We start from the raw sequence: 12367 nt of genomic DNA on the forward strand, positions 1-12367 counted from the left end.
ATTTCGATGCGCTCGATGGTGTCGACGTCCGAATGCATGTAGCGCACGCGGATGCCCTGTTCGTGCATGTATTCGGTGAGGTCCTCGGCCATTTTCTTGGTGAGGACGGTGCAGAGCGTGCGGTAGCCGGCCTTGATGGTCTGGCGGATTTCGTCGATGACATCGTCGACCTGATGGGTGGCCGGGCGCACTTCGACCGGGGGATCGATCAGCCCGGTGGGGCGAATGACCTGTTCGGCGAAGACGCCGCCGGTCTGGTCCATTTCCCAGGAGCCGGGGGTGGCCGAGACATAGACCGATTGCGGGCGCATGGCGTTCCACTCCTCAAAGCGCAGGGGGCGATTGTCCATGCAGGAGGGGAGGCGGAAGCCATATTCGGCCAGGGTCGCCTTGCGGCGGAGGTCGCCGCGATACATGGCGCCGAGCTGGCCGATGGTGACATGGCTTTCGTCGACGAAGACCAGCGCATTGTCGGGGAGATATTCGAACAGGGTCGGGGGCGGCTCGCCGGGCTTGCGGCCGGAAAAGTAGCGCGAATAATTCTCGATGCCGGCGCAGGAGCCGGTGGCTTCCATCATTTCGAGATCGAACAGGGTGCGTTGTTCGAGGCGCTGGGCCTCGAGGAAGCGGCCGGCGCCGTTGAGTTCCTGGAGGCGCGCGGCCAGTTCGGAGCGGATCAGCTTGATCGCCTGGTTCATGGTGGTGCGCGGCGTCACGTGGTGTGAGTTCGCATAAATGCGGATGAAGGTGAGGTCGGCGGACTTTTTGCCGGTGAGGGGATCGAATTCGGTGATCGACTCGATCTCGTTGCCGAAGAGGGAGACGCGCCAGGCGGCGGCTTCATAGTGGGCCGGGAAGATTTCCACCGTATCGCCGCGGACGCGGAAGGTGCCGCGGACGAAGCCGGTATCGCCGCGCTTGTATTGCAGGGCGACGAGCTTGGCGAGCAGCTGGCGCTGGTCGATCTGCTGGCCCTTCTGCACGTCGATGGTCATGGCGGTGTAGTCTTCCACCGAGCCGATGCCGTAAATGCAGGAGACCGAGGCGACGATGATGACGTCGTTGCGCTCGAGGATCGCGCGCGTGGCCGAGTGGCGCATGCGGTCGATCTGCTCGTTGATGGTGGATTCCTTCTCGATATAGGTATCGGTGCGCGGGACGTAGGCCTCGGGCTGGTAGTAGTCGTAGTAGGAAACGAAATATTCGACCGCATTGTCGGGGAAGAAGCCCTTGAACTCGGAATAGAGCTGGGCGGCGAGGGTCTTGTTGGGGGCCAGGATCAGCGCGGGGCGCTGGGTGCGGGCGATGACCTGGGCGGCGGTGAAGGTTTTGCCCGAGCCGGTGACGCCGAGCAGGACCTGGTCGGTCTCTCCGTTCTCGATGCCTTCCACCAGCTCGGCAATGGCGGTGGGCTGGTCGCCGCGGGGTTCGTATTCGGTGGCGAGGCGGAAGGGGCGGGACTCGCCGGACTTGGCGGGGCGCTCGGGACGGTGCGGCACCCAGGGGGCGGAGCCTTCCACCTCCTTGCGGCCATGCAGGATGATCTGTTCGAGCGCCTTGACCGTGGCGGTGACACCGACAGTGGTGGCGTTTGAGACATCCTCGTTCTTGCGGGCCTTGTTCTTCTTCACCGAGGCGTCGAGGGCTTCGCGCAGCTTGGCCTGGGTCTCGGGATCAGCGGCGGCGGTGCGGGAGATGTCGCGGGCGGACAAGGGCTTGCTCGGCATGTGGCCGAAACCGGCCTGCGGGGCCTCGCCCATGCCATCGAAATCGACGCGGTCGACCGAGTTGATCTTGGTCTTGCCGGTGCGTTTGGACATGCCGGTGGCAGTGTCGTGGCTGGCCTTGGTGGTGCGGCGTTTTTCCAGCGGGGTCTTGGGTTCTTTGGCGGCCTTCTCGGCCGCCTCGGCGCGGTCGAGGGCGCGCTTGTTCTTCATGCGCTCGGCATAAAGCGGCTTGGAGGCCTGCAAATCCTCGGCCTTTTCGATCTCGCCGATGAAGTCGTCGATGGAGAATTCGGCCTTGCCGGGGCGGGTCGATTTGGGGGCCATGGCGCGCTCGTGGATCAGCAAGAGGGGCGGAGACAGATGAACCCATAGATGGGTGCTCTGTCACGCAATGTCAGCAGGGAAACGGATCACGGTTGTTAGCACGATGCGAACGGAATGGGAACGGGGTCCGATCACGAACACATTGCGCGACCTGCGGAACCATGACCGGTTCGCAACATTGCCTCCACAAGGGCGGAAGGCCGCCCGACAAAATCAGGAGGTGACAATGAGTTCCGATAACAGGGATATGTCCGGTACGCCAACCGGCGCTGTCGAAGACCGCGCGAAGCAGGATGCCAGTGGCGCAGCCGAGCGGGTGCAGAGTGACCTGAGCAAGGCCACCGACCGCGCTGCAGAAGATGCGCAGGCGCTCAAGCACGAGGCGCAGGCCAAGGTTGGCGAAGCCAGCGAGCAGGCGAAATCCTTCGCCGCCGACCAGAAGGATTATGCCGCGACGCAGATCACCGGCATCGCCTCGGCGATCTCCAAGGTTGCCGATGAACTGGATGGCGAACAGGCCACCACTGCCCGCTATGCCCGTGATCTGGCGCATAGCCTGGATCGTTTCGGCAAGCAGGTCGAAGGCAAGAGTGTCGATGACCTCATGGGTGAGGCGCAACGTTTCGGTCGGACACAGCCGCTGGCTTTCCTGGGCGCGGCGGCCCTAGCCGGCTTCATGGCCAGCCGGTTTGCCGGCGCTTCGGCGCATCGGCGCGAACAACTGGCACAGCAGCCGGGTGCGACGCAGGCGCCATCGGATTCCGCTTATGGCAAAGCCGGCGCGGGTGGTGCTGCCACTGCAACGCCATCGGCCTATGGCCAGTCCCGCGACTATCGGGGAGGTGGCAATGTCTCAGGTTAATCACGAGCGTTCGCTGGGTGACCTGCTGTCTGGTCTGGTGAACGACATCTCCGGGCTGTTCCGCAAGGAGATACAGCTGGCCAAGGCAGAAACCTCGGAAAAGGTCGGCGAGATGATGGGCGGGGCCGTGTCCCTGCTGGTTGGGGGCGTGCTCGCCCTGGGCGCGCTTGGGGTGCTGCTCAGCGCCCTGGTGACGCTGCTCGCAGCCTATTTCATCACGGCCCTGGAAATGAGTGTTACCGTCTCCAACGCGGTGGCGGCAGGCATTGTAACCGTCGTAGTCGGCATCATTGCCTGGGTCTTCATTTCCCGAGGCCTGAGCACCCTCAGGGCGTCCAATCTCAATCTCAACCGCACCACGAGCTCGCTCGGACGGGATGCGAACATGGTCAAGGAGAGGCTCTAATGGCTTACGAAAACGGTAGGAAAAGTTCCGAAGAGCTGCAGCGAGAAGTCGAGATGCAGCGCGCCAAGCTGGATGACCGGATCGACAGCATCCAGGAACGGCTGTCGCCCGGCCAGCTGGTGGACGAATTGCTCGCCTATACCAAGAGCGGCGGCGGCCAGTTCGTGTCCAGCCTGCAGCGCAATGTGACCGCCAACCCGTTGCCAGTGGCGCTGCTCGGCGTCAGCCTGGCCTGGCTGATGGCCAAGCCTGCACCAACCCAGTCCGAGACCGATCGGCAGTGGGACGAGAGCATCAACGGGCGGCGCGGCTATGCCAGCCACGACGATTATGAAGACTACCCGGTTGCGACCATTACCGGCTCGAGCATGCAGCGGGTGTCGCACCAGCGCGACGATAACGGCCAGCACATCAGCGAGTTCATTGATGATGCCGGCAAGAAGTATCGCGCCGCCTCTGACGAGGCCGGCCGGCGCGCGGGTCACTTCATGGATGAGACCGGGCGCCGCTTTCGCGGTTTTGCCGATCAGACCGGTGAGCAGGTGCAGCATTTTCGCGACGAGACCGGCAATCTGCTGGACGAAGCCGGCGGCTGGGCGTCGCATAACTGGCGCCGGGCGCAAGGCATGGCGGACGACGCGCGCAGTGCGGTTGGCCATGGTGCCCAGGTCGCCCGGGATCGGGCGGCGGAAGCGAGCCGGGTGATGAGCGAACAGCTCAATTCTCTCAACCACACCATCATGCAGCAGTTCCGCGACCAGCCGCTGGTAGCCGGAGCCCTGGCTTTTGCAGCCGGCGCCGCTTTCGGTTCGGCACTGCCGCATACCGAGCAGGAAGACGCCCTGATGGGCGAAACGGCCGACAAGGTGAAGGACAAGGCTGGCGAGCAGGCTGAGGCGCTCTATGACCAAGGCCGTGAGAGGGCGGCCGAGATCTATGAGGGTGCGTCCGAGCAGGCCAGCGAGCTCTATGACAAGGCCAAAGGCGAGGCCGCGGAGGCCGCCCGGCCAGACGGTTCGCCAAGCCGTCACTAAAGTCTTGTCGAGGGTGCGGCGGGCGGGCCCGCTGCACCCTCGCACCTGCCGGGAGAAACCGATGTCCGATAATGCAAACTCCGCCGCGGCCGGTGGCCGTGGCCGGGCGGCCGATAACCCTGTCCAGATTCCGGCGCCAGGCCTGAAAGACGTGGTCTGGCGCATCTATGGTGACATCACCGAGAACCGCATTCTGCTTACGGCCGCCGGGGTGACCTTCTATCTGCTGCTGTCGCTGGTTCCGACCTTGACCGCTTTCGTGTCGATCTATGGGCTATTCTACGACAGCTCGAACGTGCTCGACCATGTCGACCTGTTGCGCGGCATCGTGCCACCCGGGGCGCTGGAGATCGTCAACGACCAGCTGACGCGGCTCACTTCCGAAAGCAGCAACACGCTGGGCTGGACCCTGCTGGTATCGCTCGGCATCGCCTTGTGGAGCGCCAGCGCCGGCGTCAAGGCAATGTTCGAGGCGATGAACGTGGCCTATCACGAGCAGGAGAAGCGGAATTTTCTGCAGGTCGCGCTGGTGGCGATGGTGTTTACCCTGTGCGGCGCCATTGCGGCGGTGCTGGTGATCGCCGTCGTGGTGATCATGCCCATGCTGGTCGAACTGCTACCCGGGGGCGGGGGGCTGGAATGGGCTGTGCGCATCGGCAGCTATGGCGCCATGCTGGTGGTGCTGTCGCTGATGATTGCGGCGCTTTACCGCTGGGGCGCCAGCCGCGAGGAGGCGCGCTGGCGCTGGATCAGCCCTGGCGTGGTGCTGGCAGTGGTGGCGCTGGGGGCAGGCTCGGTGGGCCTTTCCTGGTATGTGACCAATTTCTCGGACAACAATGCCACCTATGGCCCGCTGGGAGCGGTGATCGGCCTGATGACCTGGCTGTGGATCTCGGCCACGGTGGTGATCATCGGCGCGGTGCTCAATTCCGAGCTGGAACACCAGACCGCGCGGGATTCAACCACTGGTGAGCGGCAGCCGATGGGGGAGCGGGGCGCCTATGTTGCCGATACGCTCGGGGAGCCCTGGCCGGGCAAGGATGACGACAAGGACGCGGCCCCGCGCCGCGAGCGTCGCAAGATGTCCTGGGGTGCCCTGGCGCTGGCGGTGCCTGCGGCAATGGTGATGCTGGCCTATGAGCGGCGTTCGAAAAAGACCTCCGGCCAATCAACGTCGCCGTGATCCTGGTGTCGTCGTCACAAGGCGACGAGCGTGAGTCAGGGGGCTGCGTCGACCGCTGAGCGGGCATTGGTGATAAAGTGGTGTTTTTGTGTCATATTTAAACTTGACACACGTAGTCCTGTTTAACTAGGACTGCTCCTGCCGAGCGTCTCAAGCGGCTTAAGGAGAAGACCAATGAATCGCGCCCATGTGCGCCGGATTGCCGGCGCTGCATCGATCCTGCTCGCCCTCATGCCAATTGGGGCCCATGCGCAATCCATCAGCCTTACCGACCAGGAGGGGCGCGAAATTGCGTTGGAGAAGCCCGCCGAGCGGATCGTGACCATTCCCATGCCAATGGCTTCGGGCGTGATTGCCATTGATGGCAGTGCGGACAAGCTGGTGGGCATGAACCCGCTATCGCTGACGGCGCTGGAAGAAGGCATTCTGGGACGGATATTCCCCAACGCCCTTTCGATCACCGATGCCGTGACCGGCACTGACTTCGTGCCCAATGTCGAGGCGCTGGCCGCCGCCGATCCGGACCTGGTGATCCAGTGGGGTGGACGGGGGCCGGAAATTGTCGACCCGATCCTTAATGCCGGGCTCAACGCCATGCTGATCGTCTATGGCAATGAAGACAATGCCCGCACCTATATGCGCAATGTGGCGACGGCCATCGGCAAGCCCGAGCGCTACGAGGCGCACGAAGCCTGGCGCGAAGAGGTGCGGCAGGAGATTGCCGAAGTCACCGAGTCGCTGGGCGAGGAAGAGCGTCCCAATGTGCTTTACATGGGACGGTCGCTGTCGGACATCACTGCCAATGGCGCGGCCAACAGCTACCAGAACTGGTCGATCGCGCTGGCCGGCGGCAGGAACGCGGCCGCGGAGCTGGAGGGCAACCAGTCGATCAATCGCGAGCAGATTGCGCAGTGGAATCCCGATGTCATCCTGCTCAACAGCTTCGAGCCGGAACTGGATGTGAGCTGGGTCTATGACGATCCGATCCTGTCGCTGACCAAGGCGGCGCAGGACAAGCGCGTCTACAAGATGCCGCTGGGCGGCTATCGCTGGGACCCGCCGAGCCAGGAATCGCCGCTGACCTGGATGTGGCTGGCCGAACTGTTGCATCCGGACCTGTTCGATTTCGACCTGCGGGCCGAGATGCGCGACGCCTACCGGACCCTCTACAATTATGAGCTGACCGACGCGGACATCGACGGCATCATCTGGACCAGCTTCCAGGGTGATGGCTTTGGCTACGACCAGTTCGCGGCCAAGTGAGAATGAGCGCTGCAAGCGAAGGGCAGGCCGCGGGCCAGCCCACCTGGCGCTGGACCCGGTCCACCCTGACCTTTGTGATCCTGGTCGCGCTGCTGCTGGTGAGCCTCGCGGTCAGCGTCTGCGTGGGGCGCTATGCCGTGCCGGTGGATCGGGCCATCGCCATCATCTGGCAGAGCCTCCACGACCCTACCGCCATGCCCGAGGCCATCGACGAACGCATTGTCTGGCTGGTGCGGGTGCCGCGGGTGATCCTGGCGGTGGTCTGCGGGGCGGGGCTCGCCATTTCCGGGGCGGCACTGCAGGGCGTGTTCCGCAATCCGCTGGTCTCGCCGCAGGTGCTGGGCATTTCGCAGGGCGCGGCCTTTGGCGGGGCACTGGCGATTTCGGCGGGTATCTGGGGCTTTCCGCTGCTGGCGCTGGTTTTCGTCTTCGGTCTCTCGGCGCTGGCGCTGGTAGGGGCCATCGCGCGGATCGACGGGCGGACGCAGATCGTCACGGTGATCCTGTCGGGCATGGTGGTGGGGGCGCTGTTCTCGGCCTTCGTGTCGCTGCTGCAATATTTCGCCGACCCCAATTCCTCGCTGCCGGCCATTGTCTATTGGCTGTTGGGAAGCTTTGCGACCGCAACCTGGGAGCGGGTGCTGATCGCGACGCCGGGGATCGTCGTCGGACTGATCGTGCTCTGGTCGCTGCGCTTCCGGCTCAATGTGTTGTCGCTGGACGAGGCCGAGGCCAAGAGCCTCGGGGCCAGGCCGGACCTCGAGCGCTGGCTGATCTTTGCCATGGTGGCGCTGGTGGTCGGCGCGCAGGTGGCGGTGTCGGGGATCGTGGGCTGGATTGGCCTTGTCATTCCGCATGCCTGCCGGCTGATTGTCGGGCATGACCATCGCAAGCTGTTGCCGGCTTCGGCGCTGCTCGGAGCCGCCTATCTGGTCACCATCGACACGCTGGCGCGGACGCTGACGGCGGCAGAAATTCCGCTCGGCGTGCTCACCGCCATTGTCGGCGCGCCGGTCTTTGCACTGCTGATCCGCCAGCACTATCGCGAAAAGGGAGCAGGCTGATGATCGGCCTCAACCAGGCAAGGGTGCGCTTCGGCACCCGGACGATCTTTGAGAACCTGAGTTTTTCGGTGCCGCGCGGCGAGTGCATGGCCATTCTCGGGCCGAATGGACGGGGCAAGACCACAGCGCTGCGCTCGATGCTGGGTTTCCAGCGCCTCGACGGGGGGGAGCGTCAGGCACCCGCCATTGTCGGCTATGTGCCGCAGACGGCCTCGTCGCAGGCGAGCTACACGGTCATCGATGTGGTGGTCATGGGGCGGGCGGCGAGCCTCGGGCTCTTTGGTCAGCCCGGGCCGGAGGATTTTGGCGATGCGCGGGCCGCGCTTGAGCGCGTGGGCGCGAGCCGGTTTGCTGCGGAGCGGTTCGATCATCTGTCGGGCGGCGAGCGGCAATTGGTGCTGCTGGCGCGGGCGCTGGCCACGGGGTCGGATGTGCTGGTGCTCGACGAGCCCGGCGCGGCGCTGGATCTCGCCAACCAGCAGCGGCTGCTCGGCCTGCTCGACGGGCTCAGGCAGGCGCGCGACAAGGCGATCGTCTTCACCACCCATGACCCCAATCATGCGCTGGCGATCGCCGATACGGCGCTGTTGATGTTGCCGGATGCGCACGCGTTGAAGGGGCCGGTGCATGAGGTGGTGACGCCCGAGCATCTGGAGCGTCTCTATGGCGTGCCGATGCGCTTTGTTGCCCTCAGTGGGAGCGACGGGGTGGCGCAGCGGGCGGTGCTGCCGGCTTTTGCCGGAGCGCGTGCGGCATGAGCGTGTTGTTTGTTCATTCTCACTTTGGTCCGCCGCCAGCGGGCTATGCCGGGGACGAGCGGCTCACGGTGATCCGCGAGGCCGAGTTGACCGAGGGGCATATCGATGTCGCGCGCGGTATCATCACCACCACCCATCTCGACCAGATTGGCTGGCTGGAACACATGCCGGCGGTATCGCGCTTGCTCGAAAGGGGCGGCAACTGGTTCTTCAACGGGCATGTGCTGCGCCGCTTCCTGCCGGGGCTGGACCTTTATCGTCCGTTGGAAAGGCCGAAGCGGGCGGATTTTGCGATGGTGCGGCTGAGCGAGCATCCGATCTTTGCCGGGATCGCGCAGAAGAGCCTCGAAGAGAACAAGGGTGTCGCGGGGTTTTATGGCCGGGGGCACAATCCGCTGCCCGCGGGGGGCGTGGCGGTCAACGGGATCGGGCCGGCGCTGTTGCCGATCGACTGGGAATGGCGGCTGCCCGGGGGTGGGCGCGTGTTTTCCCATGCGGGTAATGATTTGGGCGGCATGGGCGGGGAGGCCGGGCATGGCGCGCTGCTCACCAGCCGCATCATCGCCTGGGCCAATGGAGAAATCTGATGGCCATTCTCGCGATCCATCCCGGCGCCTACTATCACATCGAAAGTTTTGAGGCGCCGCGCTATGCCGGCTATTTCGATGCGCTGGTGCGGCCGGAGGACCTGCCGGATACCGACCTTTCGGCCTTCAACGTCGTGATCATTCCCTGCCGTACGCCGGTCGACCGGATGGCGCAGCACAAGGCCCAATTGCAGGCGTATCTCGATGGTGGCGGGACGATTGTGGCCACCGGAGAAAGCGAGAGCCAGCTCTTTTTGCCTGGGATCACCTTCATGCCCCAGCCGACCAATTTCTGGTGGTGGCTGACGCCCGGGGCGGACCTTGGCGTGCGCATTGCGGCGCCGGGGCATGACCTGTTCAGCCGGCTGACGCAGCGCGACGTGACCTGGCACCTGCATGGCTGGTTCGACCCGCCCGATGGCGTGGAGGTGCTGGCCGTCAATGGCGAAGGCAAGGTCATTCTCTATGTGGACGAGGTGACCACGCGGGGCCGCATGGTCATTACCAGCCTCGACCCGTTTTACCACCACGGCAGCCATTTCATGCCGGCGACGACGCGCTTCCTTGATGGCTTCCTGCCCTGGATCCGCGCCGCATATGACAGGAACCCACAACAATGATCGATTTTCTCGTCGTCCACGAAGACGGCCGTCCACTCACCTATACGGTGGAAGACCTCAACCGCTATCACGGCTTCGGGTTTCCGGGTGGGGTGGCCCATGCCTTCAAGGTGATGCAGCGGGCGCTACCGCTGTTGAGCCCGGATGCGCCGGCGGAGCGCCGCGAGATCACGGTCCGCACGCCCTTCAAGGGGCAAGGGGGACGTGACGCCTTTGAGATGGTGACCCGCGCGACAACGGAAGGCCGCTACACGATCGACGATGGCTTGTTGGCGCTGGAGCGGGGCGAGATACTCAAGGGCTATGTCTTCGTGCTCGGCTATCGGGGGCGACAGGTCAAACTGATCATTCGCGAGGGGATTGTGCGGGAAGAATTCATCCTGCTCGGCCGGAAGCCCGACCGGACGCCGGAGGAGGACCAGCACCTGGCCTGGCTCAAGCAGGATATGGCCGAGAGGCTGCTGCGGCTGCCGGCAGACGAGGTCTACGACCCGGCATAGGCCGGCCTACTTTGTGGCGAACCAGAGCGTGTGGCGGTCGCCCTTGCCGTTGGCGCGGGCGCGGACGGTGACTTCCTCTACCTGCATGCCGGTCTGTTTCAGGCGCTTGGTGAAGCGGGCGTCGGGGTGCGACGACCAGATCGCCAGATGGCCGCCCGGGGTCAGCGCGGCGCGAGCCGCGGCGATGCCGGCGGTATTGTAGAGCCGATCATTGGCGGGACGGAAGAGTCCGTCCGGACCATTGTCCACGTCGAGCAGAATGGCGTCGAAGGGCTTGCCGCCACTGATGGCGGTGGCGACATCGCCCAGGTGGATGCGGACTCGGGGATCGTCGAGGCTGTCGCCATGCAGCGGCAGGAGGGGCCCACGCGCCCATTCGACGATCTCGGGCACCAGTTCGGCCACCACAATCTCGCTGTCGGCGGCAAAGCATTTGAGCGCCGCGCGCAGGGTGAAGCCCAGGCCCAGCCCGCCGATCAGGATGCGGGCCCCGGCGCGTGAGCCGAGGCGGGCAGCGGACATGTTGGCGAGTTGCTCTTCGGAATTGCTCATGCGGCTGTTCATCAGCGTGATGGTGCCTGACATGACCGAGAATTCGGTGCCGCGCTGCATCAGCGTCATCGGGCCGCCGCCGGGCATGGTCGTCTCGCCAAGTTTTTGCCAGGGGATCATGGGCGGGCTTTCAGAGCGGAGGAGGGTGAGGGGTAACAGCAAGGACCGCGGATGAGCAAGAGCAGGGGCGACGGTTCCCCCACCTAGCCTTCGAAGAATGGGGCGAGGAGGAGAGCCGACTTTCTGTTGCCGACCATGTCGAAGTTCCGCTTTGATGTTCGTCGCTTGGGCAGAGGCAGCATGGGCTGCCAACGGGGACGAAGAATGAAAATTGCAGGTTGGGTCTTGAGCGTGCTGATCGCGCTGTTTCTGGCAATTGCCTCGGCGACGCCGAAGTTCATGGGGATGGAGGCGGCGCTCGAGCCGATGGAAGTGGTCGGGTGGCCCGCCAAGTACCTCGTGCTGATCGCCTGCATCGAGGTGGGCTGCATGGTCCTTTTCCTCATTCCGCGGACGGCATTGCTGGGTGCGGTGCTGACCACGGGCCTGCTGGGTGCGTCGCTGGCCGCCAATCTTCGGGTCGACAATCCGCTGTTCAGCCACACGCTGTTTTCGATCTATCTGGGGCTTGCGGTGTGGGCGGCGCTGTGGCTGCGGGAGGAAAAGGTGCGGGCGGTGTTTCCGCTGCTGCGCTGAGGCCGAACGCCGCAGGCCCGGCAAGCCCTGCAAATGGACTGTTGCGCTTAAGGGAGTGTCAGCAGTTTTCGACCAGAATACGTATTCATCATGGCGCTCAAATTCGCAGAAGACTCGGTCAATCTCTCGGAAATCGGCTTTCTCATTGCCGATCCGAGCGATCTTTATCGCGAGTTGTTCCGCAGGCTGCTTTATGGGTTCGGGGCCAAGACCGTTCATGAAGCCAGTGAGGCCCAAACGGCGGCCCGCCTTTTGGCGGATCGCGATGTGGACTTCCTGATCTGTGCGGCAGACTTACCAAAGCCTGGTGCAGCCAAATCCATGAGCAGTGGGATCGACTTCGTTCGTGCCGTGCGGCTGGACACCAAGCACAAATGCCGCTCCATCCCGATGATCGTCACCATGGGCACCGCCCGGCGCATCAGTGTGGGACAGGCGCGGGATTGCGGGGCCAATTTCGTGCTGTCCAAGCCGGTGGCGCCGGTGGTGCTCTATGACCGGATCAATTGGATCGCCCGCCGCCCGCGCCCGTTCTGGGAAAGCGAAACCTATTACGGACCGGACCGGCGCTTCCGCGAGGAGGACCATGCCGGTGTGCCCAAGCGGCGGCAAACGGATGAGCAAGCGATCAACCTGGAGGATGCCGATGGGTGAGGAAACCGGCGGACGGTTGGTCACCGTCAAAACCAAGTTTCATCGCGAGGCCGTCCGGCCCGGCGGGGTCAGCCGCAGCGGCGCCAATATGTCGTCGGCCCGGGCGGTTGCGGCGCTCAAGGCCGGTGTGGAACAGC

General features: G+C 64.4%; 14 protein-coding genes. 12 read left to right on the forward strand and 2 right to left on the reverse strand.

Going from position 1 to position 12367, the window contains the following annotated elements:
• Positions 1-1820, reverse strand: a 1820-nt coding sequence (uvrB, locus tag QZ564_RS17695; RefSeq protein ID WP_363312478.1) for an excinuclease ABC subunit UvrB, incomplete at its 3' end; no start/stop codon positions are given.
• A gap of 457 nt (positions 1821-2277) precedes the next feature.
• On the opposite strand from uvrB, the gene QZ564_RS17700 reads away from it, so the two are divergent.
• The 10 genes from QZ564_RS17700 to QZ564_RS17745 all read left to right on the forward strand — a co-directional run bounded on the left by QZ564_RS17700 (position 2278) and on the right by QZ564_RS17745 (position 10328).
• Positions 2278-2913 carry a nutrient deprivation-induced protein gene (locus QZ564_RS17700; protein WP_297112917.1) on the forward strand — a complete coding sequence of 212 codons (636 nt, stop codon included), beginning with the start codon at positions 2278-2280 and terminating at the stop codon, positions 2911-2913.
• A complete protein-coding gene (locus QZ564_RS17705; protein WP_297112920.1) occupies positions 2900-3319 on the forward strand; it encodes a phage holin family protein in 420 nt (139 codons plus the stop codon). The genes QZ564_RS17700 and QZ564_RS17705 overlap by 14 nt, the downstream gene beginning before the upstream one ends.
• Positions 3319-4353 (forward strand): DUF3618 domain-containing protein, encoded by a 1035-nt coding sequence (locus QZ564_RS17710; RefSeq protein WP_297112923.1) that lies wholly within the window; start codon positions 3319-3321, stop codon positions 4351-4353. The genes QZ564_RS17705 and QZ564_RS17710 overlap by 1 nt, the downstream gene beginning before the upstream one ends.
• A 61-nt stretch (positions 4354-4414) precedes the next feature.
• Positions 4415-5536 (forward strand): YihY/virulence factor BrkB family protein, encoded by a 1122-nt coding sequence (locus QZ564_RS17715; RefSeq protein ID WP_297112925.1) that lies wholly within the window; start codon positions 4415-4417, stop codon positions 5534-5536.
• A 174-nt stretch (positions 5537-5710) separates the two neighbouring features.
• On the forward strand, positions 5711-6799 hold the full coding sequence (locus QZ564_RS17720) for an ABC transporter substrate-binding protein (protein ID WP_297112928.1): 1089 nt from the start codon (positions 5711-5713) through the stop codon (positions 6797-6799).
• Between the two features lie 2 nt (positions 6800-6801).
• Positions 6802-7863, forward strand: a complete 1062-nt coding sequence (locus QZ564_RS17725; protein WP_297112930.1) for an iron ABC transporter permease — start codon at positions 6802-6804, stop codon at positions 7861-7863.
• Entirely contained in the window at positions 7863-8621 is a 759-nt protein-coding gene (locus tag QZ564_RS17730; RefSeq protein WP_297112932.1) for an ABC transporter ATP-binding protein, read from the forward strand. Before QZ564_RS17725 ends, QZ564_RS17730 begins: the two co-directional genes overlap by 1 nt.
• Entirely contained in the window at positions 8618-9208 is a 591-nt protein-coding gene (locus QZ564_RS17735; protein ID WP_297112934.1) for a hypothetical protein, read from the forward strand. The genes QZ564_RS17730 and QZ564_RS17735 overlap by 4 nt, the downstream gene beginning before the upstream one ends.
• A complete protein-coding gene (locus tag QZ564_RS17740; protein WP_297112936.1) occupies positions 9208-9828 on the forward strand; it encodes a hypothetical protein in 621 nt (206 codons plus the stop codon). Before QZ564_RS17735 ends, QZ564_RS17740 begins: the two co-directional genes overlap by 1 nt.
• Positions 9825-10328 (forward strand): hypothetical protein, encoded by a 504-nt coding sequence (locus tag QZ564_RS17745; RefSeq protein ID WP_297112938.1) that lies wholly within the window; start codon positions 9825-9827, stop codon positions 10326-10328. Before QZ564_RS17740 ends, QZ564_RS17745 begins: the two co-directional genes overlap by 4 nt.
• 6 nt (positions 10329-10334) lie before the next feature.
• Here the strand turns inward: QZ564_RS17745 and QZ564_RS17750 are convergent, their stop codons facing one another.
• Positions 10335-11000 carry a spermidine synthase gene (locus QZ564_RS17750; RefSeq protein ID WP_297112940.1) on the reverse strand — a complete coding sequence of 222 codons (666 nt, stop codon included), beginning with the start codon at positions 10998-11000 and terminating at the stop codon, positions 10335-10337.
• 204 nt (positions 11001-11204) lie between these two features.
• On the opposite strand from QZ564_RS17750, the gene QZ564_RS17755 reads away from it, so the two are divergent.
• On the forward strand, positions 11205-11576 hold the full coding sequence (locus QZ564_RS17755; protein WP_297112942.1) for a DoxX family protein: 372 nt from the start codon (positions 11205-11207) through the stop codon (positions 11574-11576).
• Positions 11577-11666: 90 nt separating this feature from the next.
• Complete coding sequence (locus QZ564_RS17760; protein WP_297112946.1) at positions 11667-12230, forward strand: response regulator; 564 nt, start codon at positions 11667-11669, stop codon at positions 12228-12230.
• Positions 12231-12367 lie beyond the last annotated feature (137 nt).

Source organism: uncultured Devosia sp., from assembly GCF_913055165.1.
Classification (GTDB): domain Bacteria; phylum Pseudomonadota; class Alphaproteobacteria; order Rhizobiales; family Devosiaceae; genus Devosia.